Genomic DNA, 18155 nt, shown 5'->3' with positions numbered 1-18155 from the left:
AAGTAGTTGGGGGATCTCCCCCTGTGAGGATAGGACGTTGCCAGGCAACAACGCAGAGGACGACCGAGCATAACGCTCGGTCGTTTTTTATGTTCGTTATGAAATCAAACTCCATATTAAGCACACTATTCACATGAAATTCCGAACAATTCTCATCTTCTAGATAGGAACGAACACAATTCTGAACTTTCTGAACATCGGGAATTGAATTGCACTTTTGCGTTATACCTGTTACCATTACAGAAATATTTCGAAACAAAGATGTAGGTAGAACGAGAAAGGGGCCATCAATTTTTATGTGGGAAAATAAGTTTGCAAAAGAAGGTTTAACGTTTGATGATGTATTACTCGTACCGAGGTTCTCAAATGTTTTACCACGTGACGTTGATTTAAGCACAAAGCTCTGTGAAGGATTAGAATTGAATATCCCAATCATCAGTGCCGGCATGGATACCGTCACGGAAGCTCCGATGGCGATTGCTATGGCCCGTCAAGGCGGTTTAGGTGTCATTCATAAGAACATGTCTATGGAAATGCAAGCTGAACATGTCGATCGCGTTAAGCGCTCAGAGAATGGTGTCATCACAAATCCTTTCTATTTAACTCCAGATCGTCAAGTGTATGACGCTGAGTATTTAATGAGTAAGTATCGTATTTCTGGCGTTCCAATCGTCAACTCAGAAGAAGAGCGTAAATTGATTGGTATTTTGACGAATCGTGATCTTCGCTTCATCAAAGACTATTCAACCGTCATCAAGGATGTTATGACAACGGAAAACCTGATCACTGCAAAAGTAGGTACATCGCTTGAAGAAGCAGAGCGTATTCTACACCAACACCGCATTGAAAAACTTCCACTTGTCGATGAAGCTGGCGTATTGAAAGGTCTCATCACAACAAAAGATATCGAGAAGGTCGAACAGTTCCCGAACGCAGCAAAAGATAAGCAAGGTCGTCTTCTTGTAGCAGCTGCAGTCGGTGTGACAAAAGACGCGGCTTCACGTGCTCAAGTACTTGTAGAAGCAGGCGTAGATGCATTGGTCATTGACACAGCACATGGACATTCGGCTGGTGTGCTTGAAAAAGTTCGTGAGTTGCGCGATACGTTCCCATCACTTCCAATCATCGCAGGTAACGTAGCGACTGCTGAAGCGACACGCGCTTTGATTGAAGCTGGAGCATCGGTCATCAAAGTCGGAATTGGACCAGGTTCAATTTGTACAACACGCGTCGTTGCAGGTGTTGGTGTTCCACAAATCACGGCTGTCTATGATTGTGTTACAGAAGCAAAAGAGCATGGTGTCTCAGTCATCGCTGACGGTGGAATCAAGTACTCAGGTGATATTGTTAAAGCCATCGCTGCTGGAGCAAACGCTGTCATGCTTGGTAGCTTGCTTGCCGGCGTGAAAGAGAGCCCGGGCGAAATGGAAATTTACCAAGGTCGTCAGTTCAAGACATACCGTGGTATGGGATCTGAAGCATCGATGAAGCGCGGTAGCCAAGACCGTTACTTCCAAGAAGCAGACAAAAAGTTCGTTCCAGAAGGAATCGAAGGACGTGTCGCATATCGCGGAGAACTTGCTGACACGGTCTATCAATTGATTGGTGGTCTTCGTTCAGGTATGGGATACTGTGGCGCTGCCGATATCCGTGCCCTTCGTGAAGACACGCAATTTATTCGGATGACAGGTGCGGGCCTTCAAGAAAGTCACCCACACGATGTCAACATTACAAAAGAAGCACCGAACTACTCACGCTAATGTAAAAAGCCGCCATCCTGTACACTCAGGATGGCGGTTATTTATTTGCGCTTCTCTACTAAAATCACAGTACCACCTTGATCTTGAGCAGGGAGTGAGACAGTGACTTTGCCATTCTTTTGAACGATGTATTGTTTACCGCTATATCGGTCAATCAATACGGTTTTCGCTTTATATGAAGTATTAAAGGAAACAGTTTGCGCTTTCTCTTTCGTATTTAATCCGACGAGAACCGATTGTTTTCCATAACTTCGTTTGAAGATTGAATAGCCAGCCTCAGAATTCGAAGCGATGGACGAACGTGTCCCTTTACTGAATACATGCGAATAGTCTGCACGGATATTCAAAAGTTTTTGATAGTGCGTATGCATCGATTTCCCTTCACCTTTGACTCGAGACCAGTCGAAGTCATAGCGATTTTCATTGAACTCGCCTTGATCCATATCGCCCGCATGCTTCCCAGATTGACCGACCTCTTCTCCGTAATAGATCACAGGCTGACCCTTCGCCGTGATTTGAAGAGAGGCTGCGACCATTTGCTTCCCAGTATCCCCGCCTGCCCGCGAGACAAGGAATCCGTCTTCATCATGGCTACTCAAGAATTGTCCGAGCGTCGCTTCGTTCGATAACTGCGTATTACGATATTGAAGTGCCTTTTCAACGTCTTCGATATTGCCATTCACGAATCGTTCAGCTTGATATTTAAAATCAAAGTCGAGCAAGGAATCCATTTGACCACTTCTTAAGTAGCCGCCTGTATTGTTGATACTCGCCCCGTAGTGCTCCCCAATCAATTTGAAATTCGGCTTGATTGCTGTTAATTCATTTTTAAAGGATTTCCACGTTGTGGAGTCCACGTGTTTGACCGTATCGACACGGAAGTAATCAATCGTGTTGCCTTTTTTCGTTTTCGATCGTTTGATCCAATCTGTCTGCCATTTCACCAATTGTTCCCGAACGGCAGCTTCTTCCGTCTTGAAGTCGGGAAGACCGGATAGCGACATTTTGAGATCGTCTCCGTCGACCGGATTTTCACGAATCATTCCATCAAATACTTGTCGTTCTGCATCCGTTGGGAAGTTTGTGACAGATGAGCTTGCCCCAGGTTCCATGCCATAGCCAGGATGGTTCAAGACGACGTCGACCATAATTTTCATTCCACGTTTATGCGCTTCATCAATCAGTTTATGGAAGGCGGCCATATCTCCGAGATGTTCATCGAGCTTTTCAAAGTTCTTGGCCCAATATCCATGATATCCATACTGAGATCCGTCTTTTCCATATCGTAAATCCCAATCGATGTTATCCACAATTGGCGTGATCCAAATCGTATTGATCCCAAGATCATCTAAATAATCAAGTTTTTTCGTAACACCTGCAAAATCGCCGCCATGGTAAGATTCAGGATGATCTTTGTCATAGTACTCACGATTCGGGTTGTCATTGGATAAATCTCCGTTATAGAAACGGTCCGTGAGCATAAAATAGATGCGCGCCTCATCCCAATCAAACGCTTGTTTTTCCTTCATCGTTTTAGGGACGACACGAACCGTTGTTGTCGAGCGATGAACGTTTCCATATTGGTCGATTGCAGTGACGGAAAGCGTCTTATTTCCAGGTTTGACCGTATCTTTCACCGCGATGGTTTGGGCGTTTAACGCACGATCGATGTGTAACTTTTCAGGACCACCGAGTGGGCGTGCATCGATGTAGAGTTCTCGGAGTGTCACACCTTTCGGCAAGGACGGTTTTACTCGAACGACCGCATTTTCACGAGAGCTGATGGCTTTCGGACTGACAGAAGAAGTGAGTGTGACGGTCGGTTGACGATATTCGATTTGAGAAGCCTCGAAATAGGGGTCTTTCACTTCGGTCGTGACGCCGTCCTTCGTGACGAGATACGTGTAGTCATGGATTCCTTCAGGTAAGCGTATTGTATGGCGGAACCACTCGTTTTCTGGCTCATAAGTCATCGGATACGTCTCACCATTGATTTTGAGTGCGACCTGATCGATTTCGTCCATTTCTCCTGATTCGTAGAGCGCTACATCACGGTAGAAGAATTGAATTCCATCTGTACCGTATTCGGGACCACTGATTGTCGGAACTTGATGGAAGGCACCTTTTCCGCTTTCGACGACGACCTTCGTGACGCGGTCTTCTCCGAGCGTGACGTATCTGTCTTCTCCATAAGCATCCTTAACGGCCCAGTCCGTACCTTTTCGAATGACAAACCCGACTTTCGTGGCGTCTTGACCGACTGGGATACGGAAGATGGCCCCATCGTCAGTTATCCGGTATGGATCGACTTGTCCGTCTTTTTTTCCTGTGCTCCATGTCCATAAGTTCCAATCCGTATAGTCATGATCGGCACGGACATATTTCATTTCGATATAGCGTGTCGTTTCCCAAGGATCCGCGAGTTTTGTTGCTGTTTTGAAAGTAGTCGTCAATGCCGGGAGTGTCGTATTCGAAATCGTTCCAGTCACCGCACCTTCTGGAATCGTGGCCGTATAGGATGTATTAAGAGCGAGAGCTTCTTTCGGTTGAAGTGTCACGCTCGTCCCGTTCGTCGTCACATCAACGGGGACACGCGTCTCCCCTTGTTGTAAGGCGACCGATGCCGAATCGAGACGGACGGGTTCATTAAATGTCCATGTGATTGGAGCAGACACATCCACATCAATTGATGATGAGGCCGGGGTCACGGACGCAACTTCAAGTTGGTCAATCGTCTCTACCCCATTTAAAGTGAACGGGGCACTATAAACAGATTGTGAGGATGGCGTGGCAGACACGTTCCAACTATTGGCTAATTGATTGGCAGCGTTGCTCGGAATCGTATCGAACGCCCCATGCTCTCCAGCGTTGTTTCCACTCAATACAGTTAAGGCACGAACTTGATCACCATTGTTTAAGCCGAGCAATGACAGAGGAACTTTTCCTTCAAATCCTTTCGTTCGGTCTAAGGCAAAAGCCGCACCGTTCAACTGATTCAATTGTAAAAGTGGTTTCTCTTGACCAGCCTGATAAAGAGCAGCCTCTTTTACGTTCTGATCACCATCGACTCGGACGAGAATATGGTACTGAGGTGCCTTGTCGACACCTTTAAAATCAAAAGGATACCCGAGTGGATTAGTAGATACACCAGAATCTTCATCATTGATTTGGAGCGCAATATTTATGTATTGCCCGTTATCTCCCCAGTTCGGGACATTGTTCGCATCTACGTAGAAATATAGGTGTTGCGCATCATTGTTTATGTATAAATCACCGACATCGAACCCTTGCCATCCAGCAGTGGGAGAACTCGCGAGGGCGGGAATATTAGCCCAATCTGTTTTTACCCCATCAATTGTGATGGCAGTCGGTTCAGCTAATGCGTTCATCGGAACCCCGGCTTGAATGAGCAATGCACCGGACAGGAATAAAGTCGAAGCCTGACGAGCAGTTTTTTTCTTCATGAGACACCTCTTTTGTTTGAGTTAAATTGCACAATTTTATGCAAACGTTTTCAAAAATAGTTTAGCGGAAGTTGTAAGCGCTAACAATATGTTTTTGAAAAAACAATAAATAACCGCGTCTCCTGTTGGTTGAGGAGATGCGGTTATGATTCAGTAGTGACGAGTGAACCTTTGACGATGAGTCGCTCCGTCGTATCGAACGTACAAGTGATTAATGTAAGGGTAGGAGTAGCTGTTTCATCCAATACATCAACTTGTTCAGGAGAGACGGTTTCAAGCGATGTCACGATGTATTCGTAAGTGTGTGCAGCATCTCGAAGATAGATTTTCATACCAACATCGACTTTATGGAGCGGACCGAATAGAGCGTCCGCATGTTGTAAATAATGACCGGCTAGTGCGTAATTGCCTTTTCCCATTTGTTGATCGGGATGCATGGTTCCTGCTCCGACAGCGAGACTCTCATCATCTAATCCTTTTATGACTGGGAGCTCCAGTGAAACATCTGGAATGGAAATGACACCGATTGTTGGTAAATGATGAAAACGATTGCGCGCTTGTAAGACGTCCGCTAAGGAAAGAGGAGTGACCGAGGCGAAATTATAACTCGCTTCAACCTCAATCTCGTCTTGTAGTTCCATATGTTCAATGACATATTCACTGGTTGAGCTAGCGATATTCTCTTTCCAAATCGAACTCGTTAAAAAGAAAAGGCCACTGCCGATTAAAAGGATTCCGATGATCCATCGAAGATGTCGCTTCATGTAATCGCTCCTCTCGGAATTGCCCATGCGTTCATCAACTGATCAATCACGTTCGGTAAAGATGATTCGGGTAAGTGCGCAAAGCCAAACAAAAATTGTTTATGCGAGTCCGGATGTACGATGCGATAGTCGTTCATCGATTTTATGGCGATGCCGAAAGATTCAGCCGACTGCTTCAACTCTTGCTCTGTTCGGTCTGTGACGACGGTCAATACAACATGCAATCCGGCACTTGCACCTGTCACGATGACAGTCGGTTCGAACGGACGGAAGGTAGTGAGCACGATTTCTAACTTACGGCGATAGATTTTTCGCATCCGATTCAAATGTTTTTCAAAATCACCGCTCGACATGAACAGCGCCAACGTATGTTGCTCAAATCGAGGGACGCTACACGTAAAATAATGATGCCGCTCACGGTAACGATTCAGAAGAGGCGTCGGTAACACCATATACCCGATACGAAGAGAAGGCATGAGTGATTTTGAAAACGTACTGATATAAATGACACGTTCGTTCGGGTCCATGCTTTGAAGAGATGGGATGGGTTTACCACTATAGCGGAACTCGCTGTCATAATCGTCCTCTATGATATACGTTTGGTGAACGAGCGCCCAATTCAACAGGCGCTGGCGTCGACTGACGGATAAGACAGTCCCTGTCGGAAATTGATGGGCAGGTGTCACGTATAGCGCATCAATGGCATGACGTTCAAGCTCACTTACACAAACCCCACTGTCGTCTACCGGAATCGGGATGGAGGTGCGCCCTTGTTGCTCGAATAAAAGACGCGTGAGTGGATAACCGGGATCTTCAATTCCAAACACCGAGGCATCGGGTAATAAATCTAATAGTTGTGGCAATAGTTGTTCGGTCCCTGACCCAACGATAATCTGTTCAGGTGAGCACTGAACGCCTCGCGAATGATAGAGATAGGTCGCAATTTCCTGACGTAATTCAAGATCCCCTTGAACGGGGCCTAACGCGAGCAACTCATGATGAACCTCATCGACGACGTTTTTAATATGTCGTTTCCAACGTTCAAACGGAAAAGCCGTTGTATCGATTTGGCTTGGCGACACATCGTACGTATACGTCTTTTTAGGTGGTGATGGTGTGATGGTGCTACTTGATCGCCGGACGTATAGTTCCTCTTGCGGCAACACATAAAACCCCTTCCGAGGAATGGATTCGATATATCCTTCGGCGAGTAACTGAGCATAGGCGAATTCGACCGTCGTCTGAGATACATCTAGAAATTGGGAGAGTTTACGCTTCGAAGGTAGCTTGGTACCTGTTTTTAACGTATCGTCGACGATGGCTTCACGAATATGTTTATACAATTGCTCATATAGTGGGATGGACGAGTCTTGTTCAAGTGAAAAAGTAAGCATATCCATGAGATGACGTTCCTTTCTTTACGGACCGAAAAAGAAGTACAAGAGAAAGCCGATGATAATCAAGAATGAGACAATTCCAGGTGTACCAAATGAGGCGCGATTGCCTCCTTCAAACGGGTCACGGTCTAACATACTGATTCCTCCTTCATACTTCAACACGTTCGTGATAGTGGCAATAGAGTCCTTTATCTAAACTGACCACTTTAAAAAATAAGAATCTGGCACTTTTAATATAGTCAATCCAGCTTATACTAGCAAGTAGAACATGAACCAATGGAGGGATTTCAATGGAAAAGAGACAAGTGGGAACAGATAAAGTAAAACGCGGGATGGCAGAAATGCAAAAAGGTGGCGTCATCATGGACGTCATCAACGCGGAACAGGCAAAAATCGCTGAAGCTGCCGGTGCGGTTGCTGTCATGGCGCTTGAACGTGTACCTTCGGATATCCGCAAAATGGGCGGTGTTGCCCGTATGGCTGATCCAACAATCATTGAAGATGTCATGGGAGCAGTATCTGTTCCGGTTATGGCGAAATGCCGTATCGGTCATATCGCTGAAGCTCGTGTCCTTGAGTCGATGGGGGTCGACTTTATCGATGAGAGTGAAGTATTGACGCCAGCAGATGAAGAGTTCCATTTGTACAAACGCGACTATACAGCGCCGTTCGTATGTGGAGCGCGTGACCTTGGTGAAGCGGCACGTCGAATCGGCGAAGGTGCAGCAATGATTCGTACAAAAGGTGAGCCGGGAACGGGGAACATCGTGGAAGCGGTTCGTCACATGCGTACAGTACAAGCACAAGTGAAGCGTCTCTTGTCGATGAGCGTAGATGAAGTTATGACAGAGGCTCGTGACCTCGGAGCACCATTTGAAGTGCTTATGCAAATCCGTGAAGCAGGCCGTCTTCCAGTCGTTAACTTTGCAGCGGGTGGAATCGCAACACCGGCGGATGCAGCCTTGATGATGCACCTCGGAGCAGACGGCGTCTTTGTCGGATCTGGAATTTTCAAAGCGGAGAACCCAGAAAAATTCGCACGTGCCATCGTTGAAGCAACAACATACCACGACGACTATGAGCGGATTGCACACCTTTCAAAAGGATTGGGTGAGGCAATGAAAGGACTCGACGTCCGTACGCTCAAAGACGAAGAACTCATGGCGCCACGAGGCTGGTAAGATGGTGACGATTGGCGTATTAGGGATGCAGGGCGCAATACGTGAGCATGTTCGCATGCTTGAAGCGCTCGGTGCGCAGACGGTTGTCGTCCGCTCGTTAGAAGACTTGAAAGCAATCGATGGATTAGTGTTACCAGGTGGAGAAAGTACCGCGATGCGACGCCTACTCGACCGCTATGAGTTACTTGAGCCACTTCGTGACATGGAGACGTTACCGATGTTCGGCACATGTGCCGGTATGATTCTTCTCGCAAATGAAGTAGAAGGCTATGATGCTCACTTAAAGAAAATTCCGATGACGGTAAAACGCAATGCATTCGGACGTCAGGTCGACAGTTTTGAAGTTGATCTTCCGGTAAAAGGAATCGAGGAGCCAGTCGAAGCGGTCTTTATTCGTGCCCCACAAGTGGCGCGAGTCGAACCGGAAGTGGACGTGCTCGCTGAAGTCGAGGAAGCGATTGTAGCAGTTCGTTACAACCAGTACCTGGCTTGTTCGTTCCATCCAGAGTTGACGGAAGATCTATCATTGCATCGCTATTTTATCGAGATGGTTAAAGAAAATCAGAAGCAATATGCATAAGTTTGGGGGACCTCATAAAAAGGGGGTCCTTCAAACTTATTTTTTGTTACACTGAACAAAGAAGCGTACAGAAAGGGGAAACTATGTGAAGGCTCGCTATTTAATCATGTTGTTTATTGCCATATTGCTTGTACAAGTAATCGTACCTTCAGTCGCCTCTGCGGCCGCACCAAAAGTTGACGCGGCGAGCGCAATGCTTGTAGACGTGACAACAGGACAGGTTCTGTTTACGAAACAAGAAGATGCCATGCTGCAGCCCGCTTCAATCACGAAATTGATGACGGCATTTTTGACGCGTGAGGCGATCGAAGAAGGAAAGCTCAGTTGGAATCAAGAGATTACACCGAGCGATGCTGCATTGGCACTGACGAGAAAACCGGGGTTGGCACGAATCCCGCTATTGAATAAACCGTATACCGTCAAAGAGTTATACGATGCAGCGTTAATTCGTTCGGCGAACGAAGCGGCTGTGACGCTTGGGGAAGCAGTGTCTGGTTCAGAGGAGGCGTTCGTCAAAGAAATGAATCGCCGGGCCGATGAACTAGGAATGACACAAACGACGTTTGCGAATGCATCGGGACTCGATTCTGTATCAGCCGGTCTACCAGGAGACAATTTGACGTCGGCTAACGATTTAATGAAATTGGCGATTGAATATTTGACGACTTATCCGGAAGTACTCGACGTGACAAAACGGGCATATGTGGATGTCGACGGTGTTCGCTTTGATGCGACGAACCGGATGCTCGCCGATCGTGACCTTGCCTATCCAGGGATGCTCGGTTTCAAGACAGGAACAACGAATGAAGCAGGCTATTGCTTTGTCGGTGTGTCCACACGGGATGGTCGCACTGTGTTATCGGTCGTTCTTGGTGCACCATCTGACGAGGGACGCTATGCAGCGACGAAAGCATTACATGACTATGCGTATGCGGATTTCGTCATGACACCAATCTTACGGACAGGTGAAACGATTTCGAAAACGGCGAAAGTTTCTCAAGGTGAAACAGAACAAGTTGCTGTACGGACGACGAATGACTTTGAAGTGTTGGTCGAAAAAGGGAAGCCTGTCCCGGAGCCGCAAGTTGAACTGCTCGAATTAGAGGCTCCAATCAAGGTCGATACACAGGCGGGCGTAGTCACGATCGATTCTTCCGATCAAGTTCGTTACTTAGAAGGAGAGACTCCCCCGAAGACGATGCTTGTCACGGCAGAGTCGGTTGATACGGCTTCGTTCTTGACGAGAATGACGCGAGCGTTCTTTGAATTCCTCGATCAAATCCGATTAGCACTTGGAAAAATCAGTCTTGTCGAACAAGTTCAGATGTTGTAAAGTAAGATTAATTCAATGACAGATGCGATGATGAGAATAAGTACGTTACGTACGTCTACTGACAGAGAGCTAGTGGTTGGTGCAAACTAGTGAGATGGCGTAACCGAATCGGCCTCGGAGCATTGACTTGGAAACAGGTCACGTTTGGCACACGTTACGTGCATCGAGTGGCTCAAGCATTTGGGCAACGAGGGTGGCAACGCGGATCCAAGGTGGTTCGTCCCTTTCCTACGGGAAAGGGACGTGCCGCCTTTTTTATATGAAAAAGGAGGAACAGCAATGTTAGACATTAAACGTTTACGACAAGATTTTGAAGGAATCAAAGAAAAGTTAGCTTACCGTGGAGAAGATTTGAGTGCACTTGACCGCTTCCCGCAGTTAGAGGAAAAGCGTCGTGACTTAATTAACGAAGTGGAAGTAAAGAAAGCAAAACGCAATGAAGCGACGAAACAAATCGCTGAATTAAAACGGAACAAACAGGATGCGGAAGGTCCGATTTTGGAAACACGCCGTCTTGGGGATGAAATCAAATTGCTAGATGAAGAGTTACGAGAAGTAGAGGCTGAACTCAACTTGATCTTGCTCAGCATTCCGAACATCCCACACGAATCAACTCCAATCGGCGAGACAGAGGATGATAACGTGACGATTCGTGAAATCGGAACAAAGCCTGATTTTGATTTCGATCCGAAGCAACATTGGGACGTGATGGAAGACCTTAAAATCGTCGATGTGGAACGAGCAGGGAAAGTAACGGGTAGCCGCTTTGTTTTCTATAAAGGGTTAGGTGCCCGCTTAGAACGTGCACTCATCAACTTTATGATGGACCTTCATTCAGACGAGCATGGTTACTCAGAAGTATTGCCGCCGTACATGGTCAATCGCGATTCGATGATTGGAACAGGTCAACTTCCGAAATTTGAAGAAGATGCGTTTAAAGTAGCGGACACAAACTACTTCCTCGTTCCGACAGCTGAAGTGCCAGTCACAAACATGCACCGTGAAGAAATCATTCCGGAAACGCAGCTTCCAATCACGTATACAGCTTATAGCGCCAACTTCCGTTCTGAAGCTGGTTCAGCGGGTCGTGATACGCGTGGCTTGATTCGCCAGCACCAATTCAATAAAGTTGAGCTCGTCCGCTTCGTGAAACCAGAAGAGTCATATGAACAATTGGAATTGTTGACAGGTCATGCTGAAGAAGTATTAAAACGTCTCGGACTTCCGTACCAAGTACTCAGCATGTGTACGGCAGACCTTGGATTCACAGCTGCTAAAAAATATGACATCGAAGTGTGGATGCCAGCACAAGGAATGTATCGTGAGATTTCTTCTTGCTCTAACTTTGAAGATTTCCAAGCGCGTCGTGCTGGAATTCGCTTCCGTCGTGATGCCAATGCAAAACCAGAGTTTGTCCACACATTGAACGGGTCAGGATTGGCAGTCGGTCGAACAGTTGCAGCGATTTTGGAAAACTACCAACAAGCAGACGGATCAGTCGTCATCCCAGAAGTGCTTCGCCCTTATATGGGTGGAAAAGAAAAGATTGAAATGCCGAACTAAACGCTTGAGCAGCCTCGATTTTGGGGCTGCTTAATTTTTTTAATGTTTTTTCACAAAAGGGTTTGACATCTGTCTCTTCACTTGGTACTATAAATCATGTCGAGCGACACTGTTGCTCACGAATTGTATATGAGCTTTGGAGGTGTACCCAAGTGGTTTAAGGGAACGGTCTTGAAAACCGTCAGGGGTGTAACAGCCTGCGTGGGTTCGAATCCCACCACCTCCTCCATTTCTTTTTTGGAGGCTCACACAATTTTATATCTTTTGGAGGTGTACCCAAGTGGTTTAAGGGAACGGTCTTGAAAACCGTCAGGGGTGTAATAGCCTGCGTGGGTTCGAATCCCACCACCTCCTCCACTTTCTTTTTTTTACACTTTTTTAGGCCTGGAGTTGTACCCAAGTCCGGCTGAAGGGGACGGACTCGAAATCCGTTAGGAGTCGCAAGGCTCGCGTGGGTTCGAATCCCACCAACTCCGCTTTCAATCGGGCATCTGCAGAGGCAGATGCATTTTTTGTATCCACAGACATCATCGCTGTGGATTTTTTTATGTATAAAAAGAAGGATTACGCTTTTCATGGCGTAATCCTTCTTTCGATTATCTAACTTTTGCTTCGCGAGCAACCGTCAGTTGCTTTTCAATTTTTTCAAGGATGAGTTCGACTGAATCAGGGTCATTGATGAGGTCGTAGTCTTCGATTGAAAGGCGTAGTACTGGGCACAGATTAAAGTTGTTAATCCATTCTGTATAGCGCTCGTACATCTCTTCCCAATATGCAATCGGTGTTTGTTGCTCCATCTCGCGACCGCGCATCTGGATGCGTTCAAGGACTTGTTCGAACGAACCTTCAAGGTAGATCAATAAATCTGGGTGTGGGAAGAATGGTGTTAACACCATAGCCTCGAACAAACTTGAATACGTTTCGTAGTCTGTTGGTGACATCGTCCCTTTTTCGTAATGCATTTTTGCGAAGATACCTGTATCTTCATAGATTGAACGGTCTTGAATGAAGCCGCCACCGTATTGGAAGATTTTCTTTTGTTCTTTGAAACGTTCAGCCAAGAAGTAAATTTGAAGATGGAAACTCCAACGCTCGAAATCATGATAGAATTTATCGAGGTAAGGGTTCGTATCTACTTTCTCTAAAGACGTTCGGAAGTTCAATGCATCGGCTAACGAATTGGTGATCGTTGATTTCCCGATTCCAACCATTCCACCGATTGTAATGATTGTATCGTTCGGGATGTTATATTTATCAATCAGCTTCATTTTAATTGTGCTCCTTTAGTCAATTCTAATTCACGTTCAATTGTCTTTAAGACATGTGTCAAATCGTTTGGGTTGTGTACGAAGTCGAGTTCATCCCCACTGAATGAGAGGATTTTCACTTCTGGATGGGTCGCGCGATACGACTCTACGAATGTCTCATAATCGTGAGCGAGTTGTTCGAGATAATCACGGGACATATTTTCTTCCACTTCACGTCCACGCAAGGCGACTCGTTTCATCAATGTCTCAATGCTGGCGTGTAAGTAAATGACGACATCAGGTTTCGGCATATCATGTGTCAAAATCTTATAAATCTGCTCGTATTTGTTGAGATGTGCCGGTTTCAATGAACGATGAGCAAAAATCAAGTTTTTGAAAATATGATAGTCCGAAACGACGGATTGCTGTTGACTCAAGTGGTGTTTATGAATATCATCCAACTGCTTGAATCGATTGCATAAGAAGAACATTTCCGTTTGGAAACTCCATTCTTCGATATCTTCATAAAACTTGCCGAGAAATGGGTTCTCTTCTACAATTTCATTCAGCATCTGCATCGAGAAATGCTGACTGATGATATGGGCCAGTGATGTTTTCCCGACACCAATCGGTCCTTCTACCGTTATAAACATATGATGTCATCCTCCATTATCCAAAGTGCAAGTTCCATTCTAGCATACAATGCGAGGGATATGGCGAGGGATTTGATTTTCATTTTTTTTCATAGTGTTAAATAAGAAATGAGGTGAATGGATGGAACGTGATGAGCGATTTATGCAGTTAGCCATCGAAGAAGCTAAGAAAGCAGAAGCTATTGGTGAGGTACCGATTGGCTGTGTGATTGTAAAGGGAGATGAGGTGATTGCGACCGGTCATAACCGTCGTGAAACAGATCGCTTAGCTGCTGCTCATGCTGAGATGATTGCGATTGAAGCAGCAAACGAAGCATTAGGGAATTGGCGATTAGAAGATTGTGAGTTATACGTCACACTCGAACCTTGTCCGATGTGTGCAGGAGCCATTGTGTTATCTCGAGTGAAGCGGGTGATCTTCGGTGCGCATGATCCGAAAGGTGGTTGTTGTGGCACGTTGATGAATTTAGTACAGGATGAACGATTCAATCATCAGGCCGACGTGACAGAAAATGTTTTAGCAGAAGAATGTGGACAGCTTCTGACTGATTTCTTCCGAGCGCTCAGAGAAAGGAAGAAACAAGAACGACTTCATCAGAGAGGTTGCAACCCAATCGATTAAACAGTATAATGTAATAGCACTCGAGATAGTGCATAATTTCATTTACCCATTTGCCGTGCTAGGTGGGGAGGTAGCGGTGCCCTGTCACTCGCAATCCGCTGTAGCGAGACTGAATCCCGATTCGAGGGAGTGCGCTGGTGTGGTCTGCCTTATGTAAGTGGCGTTGACGTCTGAGTCCTGCGCAACGGTCACCCATGAACCAGGTCAGGTCCGGAAGGAAGCAGCCTTAAGTGGTGACGTACCGTGTGCCGCAGGGGTGCTTGGACTGAGCAAACTGCATGAGTAACGCATGTTGACGTGCTTTCAGAAATCGGTGCGCGGCAGATTTATTTTATAACTTCAATCTATGGCCCCAGGGCTGTAGATTTTTTTGTATGATGAGATAGAGAAGAAAAGTGGGGAAGGAGGCGAACTCATGGCGTATCAAGCATTATATCGGGTATACAGACCTCAGTCATTTCAAGAGGTCGTCGGTCAAGTTCATATCACACGTACGATTCAAAACGCTCTACTAGAGGAGCGGATGTCACACGCATATCTGTTTTCAGGTCCGCGCGGGACAGGGAAGACGAGTTTGGCGAAAATCATTGCCAAGGCAATAAACTGTGAAAGTGCACCGACACGTGAACCGTGTAATACCTGTCCGACGTGTATCGCCATCACGGAAGGTACGAGTCCAGACGTGTTCGAAATCGATGCAGCATCAAATAACGGAGTTGACGAAATTCGAGAAATTCGAGACAAGGTTAAATATCCACCGTCTCAAGGTCGTTACAAAGTATATATCATTGATGAAGTGCATATGTTGTCAACAGGCGCATTCAATGCATTGCTGAAGACGCTCGAAGAGCCGCCAGCACATGCGATTTTTATTTTGGCAACGACAGAACCGCATAAAATTCCGGCAACAATCATTTCTCGGTGTCAGCGCTTTGACGTTAAACGACATGAAGTGAGTCAATTGCAGACCCGGATGGCGTATATTTTAAATGATCAAGACCATGACTATGATCCAGAAGCGTTGAAATTAATCGCGCGGGCTGCTGATGGCGGAATGCGAGATGCCCTTAGCTTACTTGATCAGGCATTGGCATTTAGTGATGGTCGCCTGACAGAAGAAGCGGTTTTAGAAGTAACAGGTGCTGTAACGGATGAAACATTGCTTGAAATGGCATATGGTCTACAGAAAAAAGAGTTAAATGCGATTTTGAGTACACTTGAAATGATGCTACGCGAAGGAAAAGACTTAAAACGATTCATTGAAGATTTGGTGTTCGTCCATCGGGATGCACTACTTTTAAAAGCATCTCCGCAAGCTGCCGACTTATTAGAACGCGCTCGTCCAACCGATGAATTCCGTCAGTTTGTCGAAGCGACCTCGACGGACGAATTATTCCAAGTGATTGAAGAGCTGAATGATTGCCAGCAACAGATGAGGTTATCGAATCATCCCAAAGTGTTGGTGGAATTGACATTCATTCGAATTGCGGAGCAAGGTCGGACGATTAGTGAACAGATGACACAGCTACAAGATCAAGTGCGTGAATTGAGCCGCGAATTGAATGAAGTGAAGAAAAATGGTGTGTCTGTGACAGGCGTGGAAGTAGAAAAGCCGAAGCCTGCTCCGAAGCGTACTCAAATCCGAGTACCGAAAGAACGGATTCGCCAACTGCTTCAGCGGGCTGAGCGACAGCACTTGAATGCGATTCGCGATAGTTGGGGCGACATCATGACGAACATCCGAATACAGGATGGTCCAATTTTTGCACTCTTCTATGAAAGTGAGGCTGTCCTTTGTGCAAGTGACACCTTACTGGTACAATTTAAAGATGGAATGACATGGCACTATGAACAAGTAAGTTCGAATGGTCGTACGCGTGATGTGATCGAACAGGCGTTGTTTGAAGTTACGGGAATTCGTCGTGAAATCATGGCGGTGCTTGAAACGGATTGGAATGAATTGAAAAATGAGTTCATCCTTCAAAAACAAGCAGAGCGGACAGAACAAGTCGAAGAACCGGAAACTGAGGATCCACTGGTTGCACAGGCGATGGAACGTTTTGGCGATGTTGTTGAAATCGAAGAAACATAAGGGAGGCGCTCTGAATGCGTGGAATGGGAAATATGAATAACATGATGAAACAAATGCAAAAAATGCAAAAAGATATGGCGAAAGCTCAAGAAGAATTAAAAGAGCTATCGGTAGAAGGTACTGCGGGAGGCGGCATGGTAAAAGTTGTCGTCAGCGGTCATAAAGAAGTCTTGGATGTCATTATTGCAGAAGATGTCGTCGATCCTGACGATGTAGATATGTTACAAGATCTTGTCTTAGCAGCGATCAATGATGCGATGAAGCAAGCTGATCAGCTTGTAAATGATAAAATGGGACGTTTCACACAAGGGATGAATCTCCCAGGCTTTTAAGTAAAGAAAGGATCGATGCGAGTTGCAATACCCTGAAGCCATTGGACGATTGATTGAGAGTTTTACGAAGCTACCTGGAATCGGTCCAAAAACTGCAGTGCGTTTGGCTTTCCATGTACTAGATATGGAAGAAGACGATGTTTTAACGTTTGCGAAGGCTCTCGTCAGTGCGAAACGGGACATCAAATATTGTACCGTGTGCGGTCATATTACAGATATTGATCCATGTGCTATCTGTAAAGACTCACATCGGGATGAAACGGTAGTTTGTGTGGTCCAAGATTCAAGAGACGTGATTGCCATGGAGAAAATGAGAGAGTACCGAGGGAAATATCATGTTCTTCATGGAGCTATTAGTCCAATGGAGGGGATTGGTCCGGAGGATATCAACGTTTCAAGCTTGCTGACACGTTTACAAGAGAATGAAGCGATTCAAGAAGTGATTTTAGCAACGAATCCAAATATTGAAGGAGAAGCGACTTCAATGTATTTATCACGTCTGCTTAAGCCAACAGGAATTCGCGTAACGCGTCTCGCGCATGGGCTACCGGTCGGTGGGGATTTGGAGTATGCGGACGAAGTGACCTTGTCTCGAGCGATGGAAGGTAGAAGAGAGTTATGAAGTGGTTTCGTAAGTCGTTAAAAGATGATTATGATCAACGACTACTTAATGAGTTGATGGAAGCGAAATCTAAGTTTGAGTCAAAACGCCGTATGCTTGAAGTTAGCATCGAAGATACGGGGGAATTAGCGGCTCAAGTAAAGCAGGCAGAAGCTCTCTACTTCTTCTATTTAAAAGAGGCAAAAAAACGAAATGTATCTTTATCGTCTCTACGTTCATAAGGCGAAGCCATTGGCTCGCCTTCTTTTATTTTTAGCCGTATATAATGAAGAGAAAATTGAGGCGCGAACAGTACGAGCATAGATAGATAAATTTCTTTAAACTTTTTTATAAAAAAGGTTGCGCGGTTATTATTTTACTGATATATTAATAGACGTCGCCGAGATAAGCGACGAACAAAATAAAAAATATTTTAAAAAGTGATTGACCTTTTGTTCTTCACTTGGTAAGATATTTAAGTCGCCAAGAGCGACAGACGAACTTTGAAAACTGAACGATGAGGCAAAAAAAGTTTTACAATTTTTGAATGAAGCGCAAGCTTCGTC

15 protein-coding genes, 3 tRNA genes, 1 other RNA gene and 1 other annotated feature are annotated in these 18155 nt (G+C 45.6%); of the genes, 14 read left to right on the top strand and 5 right to left on the bottom strand.

All coding sequences use genetic code 11. From position 1 onward, the window contains the following. Nucleotides 1–296: 296 nt before the first annotated feature. Nucleotides 297–1760 carry an IMP dehydrogenase gene (gene guaB, locus KNO91_RS15160; protein WP_214697315.1) on the top strand — a complete coding sequence of 488 codons (1464 nt, stop codon included), beginning with the start codon at nucleotides 297–299 and terminating at the stop codon, nucleotides 1758–1760. A 41-nt stretch (nucleotides 1761–1801) separates the two neighbouring features. Here the strand turns inward: guaB and KNO91_RS15155 are convergent, their stop codons facing one another. The 3 genes from KNO91_RS15155 to pdxR form a co-directional block, all read right to left on the bottom strand. Further along, entirely contained in the window at nucleotides 1802–5224 is a 3423-nt protein-coding gene (locus tag KNO91_RS15155; RefSeq protein ID WP_214818704.1) for an alpha-amylase family glycosyl hydrolase, read from the bottom strand. Between the two features lie 143 nt (nucleotides 5225–5367). Next, nucleotides 5368–5988, bottom strand: a complete 621-nt coding sequence (locus tag KNO91_RS15150; RefSeq protein ID WP_214818703.1) for a class A sortase — start codon at nucleotides 5986–5988, stop codon at nucleotides 5368–5370. Beyond that, the gene (gene pdxR / locus KNO91_RS15145) at nucleotides 5985–7382 is read right to left on the bottom strand and encodes a MocR-like pyridoxine biosynthesis transcription factor PdxR (protein ID WP_251126680.1); all 1398 of its coding nucleotides are present in this window, start codon (nucleotides 7380–7382) and stop codon (nucleotides 5985–5987) included. The genes KNO91_RS15150 and pdxR overlap by 4 nt, the downstream gene beginning before the upstream one ends. 293 nt (nucleotides 7383–7675) lie before the next feature. On the opposite strand from pdxR, the gene pdxS reads away from it, so the two are divergent. From pdxS to KNO91_RS15110, 7 genes are all read left to right on the top strand, one after another. After that, on the top strand, nucleotides 7676–8566 hold the full coding sequence (gene pdxS, locus KNO91_RS15140) for a pyridoxal 5'-phosphate synthase lyase subunit PdxS (RefSeq protein ID WP_214697307.1): 891 nt from the start codon (nucleotides 7676–7678) through the stop codon (nucleotides 8564–8566). A gap of 1 nt (nucleotide 8567) precedes the next feature. Further along, on the top strand, nucleotides 8568–9146 hold the full coding sequence (pdxT, locus tag KNO91_RS15135; RefSeq protein ID WP_214791271.1) for a pyridoxal 5'-phosphate synthase glutaminase subunit PdxT: 579 nt from the start codon (nucleotides 8568–8570) through the stop codon (nucleotides 9144–9146). An 85-nt stretch (nucleotides 9147–9231) separates the two neighbouring features. Then, entirely contained in the window at nucleotides 9232–10479 is a 1248-nt protein-coding gene (locus KNO91_RS15130) for a D-alanyl-D-alanine carboxypeptidase family protein (RefSeq protein ID WP_214818702.1), read from the top strand. A gap of 18 nt (nucleotides 10480–10497) precedes the next feature. Then, nucleotides 10498–10707 (top strand) — a binding site (T-box leader). A 51-nt stretch (nucleotides 10708–10758) separates the two neighbouring features. Then, on the top strand, nucleotides 10759–12042 hold the full coding sequence (serS, locus tag KNO91_RS15125) for a serine--tRNA ligase (protein WP_214818701.1): 1284 nt from the start codon (nucleotides 10759–10761) through the stop codon (nucleotides 12040–12042). 138 nt (nucleotides 12043–12180) lie between these two features. Beyond that, nucleotides 12181–12271: transfer RNA gene (locus KNO91_RS15120), tRNA-Ser, on the top strand. Between the two features lie 37 nt (nucleotides 12272–12308). Further along, a tRNA-Ser gene (locus KNO91_RS15115) sits at nucleotides 12309–12399 on the top strand. 29 nt (nucleotides 12400–12428) lie between these two features. After that, nucleotides 12429–12518, top strand: a tRNA-Ser gene (locus KNO91_RS15110). 120 nt (nucleotides 12519–12638) lie between these two features. Here the strand turns inward: KNO91_RS15110 and KNO91_RS15105 are convergent. Both KNO91_RS15105 and KNO91_RS15100 read right to left on the bottom strand, forming a co-directional pair. Next, entirely contained in the window at nucleotides 12639–13310 is a 672-nt protein-coding gene (locus tag KNO91_RS15105) for a deoxynucleoside kinase (RefSeq protein ID WP_240542900.1), read from the bottom strand. Further along, entirely contained in the window at nucleotides 13307–13942 is a 636-nt protein-coding gene (locus tag KNO91_RS15100; RefSeq protein ID WP_214791275.1) for a deoxynucleoside kinase, read from the bottom strand. The genes KNO91_RS15105 and KNO91_RS15100 overlap by 4 nt, the downstream gene beginning before the upstream one ends. A 121-nt stretch (nucleotides 13943–14063) precedes the next feature. Here KNO91_RS15100 and tadA point away from each other — a divergent pair, with 121 nt between their 5' ends. The 6 genes from tadA (at nucleotide 14064) to KNO91_RS15070 (ending at nucleotide 17831) form a co-directional block, all read left to right on the top strand. Beyond that, nucleotides 14064–14564: a tRNA adenosine(34) deaminase TadA gene (tadA, locus tag KNO91_RS15095; protein WP_214818700.1), complete on the top strand. Its 501-nt coding sequence runs from the start codon at nucleotides 14064–14066 to the stop codon at nucleotides 14562–14564. 53 nt (nucleotides 14565–14617) lie between these two features. After that, nucleotides 14618–14885, top strand: an RNA gene (ffs, locus tag KNO91_RS15090) — signal recognition particle sRNA large type. 94 nt (nucleotides 14886–14979) lie between these two features. Next, nucleotides 14980–16656 (top strand): DNA polymerase III subunit gamma/tau, encoded by a 1677-nt coding sequence (gene dnaX, locus KNO91_RS15085; protein WP_214791279.1) that lies wholly within the window; start codon nucleotides 14980–14982, stop codon nucleotides 16654–16656. Nucleotides 16657–16670: 14 nt separating this feature from the next. Then, nucleotides 16671–16988, top strand: a complete 318-nt coding sequence (locus KNO91_RS15080) for a YbaB/EbfC family nucleoid-associated protein (protein WP_012727754.1) — start codon at nucleotides 16671–16673, stop codon at nucleotides 16986–16988. A 22-nt stretch (nucleotides 16989–17010) separates the two neighbouring features. After that, nucleotides 17011–17610, top strand: coding sequence for a recombination mediator RecR (gene recR, locus KNO91_RS15075; RefSeq protein WP_214791281.1), 600 nt, complete (start codon nucleotides 17011–17013; stop codon nucleotides 17608–17610). Continuing rightward, nucleotides 17607–17831: a YaaL family protein gene (locus KNO91_RS15070; RefSeq protein ID WP_214791283.1), complete on the top strand. Its 225-nt coding sequence runs from the start codon at nucleotides 17607–17609 to the stop codon at nucleotides 17829–17831. The genes recR and KNO91_RS15070 overlap by 4 nt, the downstream gene beginning before the upstream one ends. Nucleotides 17832–18155: the final 324 nt, after the last annotated feature.

It is taken from the genome of Exiguobacterium sp. s59, from assembly GCF_018617475.1.
GTDB classification, from domain to species: Bacteria; Bacillota; Bacilli; order Exiguobacteriales; family Exiguobacteriaceae; genus Exiguobacterium; species Exiguobacterium aestuarii.
The sequence above is the reverse complement of the archived record's forward strand: the minus strand, read 5'-3'. Positions and strand labels throughout refer to the sequence as shown.

Bases quoted from the DNA above. Each gene is read 5' to 3' on its own strand.
- guaB (WP_214697315.1), top strand. From the start codon at position 297: ATGTGGGAAAATAAGTTTGCAAAAGAAGGTTTAACGTTTGATGATGTA.
- KNO91_RS15155 (WP_214818704.1), bottom strand. From the start codon at position 5,224: ATGAAGAAAAAAACTGCTCGTCAGGCTTCGACTTTATTCCTGTCCGGT.
- KNO91_RS15150 (WP_214818703.1), bottom strand. From the start codon at position 5,988: ATGAAGCGACATCTTCGATGGATCATCGGAATCCTTTTAATCGGCAGT.
- pdxR (WP_251126680.1), bottom strand. From the start codon at position 7,382: ATGCTTACTTTTTCACTTGAACAAGACTCGTCCATCCCACTATATGAG.
- pdxS (WP_214697307.1), top strand. From the start codon at position 7,676: ATGGAAAAGAGACAAGTGGGAACAGATAAAGTAAAACGCGGGATGGCA.
- pdxT (WP_214791271.1), top strand. From the start codon at position 8,568: ATGGTGACGATTGGCGTATTAGGGATGCAGGGCGCAATACGTGAGCAT.
- serS (WP_214818701.1), top strand. From the start codon at position 10,759: ATGTTAGACATTAAACGTTTACGACAAGATTTTGAAGGAATCAAAGAA.
- KNO91_RS15105 (WP_240542900.1), bottom strand. From the start codon at position 13,310: ATGAAGCTGATTGATAAATATAACATCCCGAACGATACAATCATTACA.
- KNO91_RS15100 (WP_214791275.1), bottom strand. From the start codon at position 13,942: ATGTTTATAACGGTAGAAGGACCGATTGGTGTCGGGAAAACATCACTG.
- tadA (WP_214818700.1), top strand. From the start codon at position 14,064: ATGGAACGTGATGAGCGATTTATGCAGTTAGCCATCGAAGAAGCTAAG.
- dnaX (WP_214791279.1), top strand. From the start codon at position 14,980: ATGGCGTATCAAGCATTATATCGGGTATACAGACCTCAGTCATTTCAA.
- KNO91_RS15080 (WP_012727754.1), top strand. From the start codon at position 16,671: ATGCGTGGAATGGGAAATATGAATAACATGATGAAACAAATGCAAAAA.
- KNO91_RS15070 (WP_214791283.1), top strand. From the start codon at position 17,607: ATGAAGTGGTTTCGTAAGTCGTTAAAAGATGATTATGATCAACGACTA.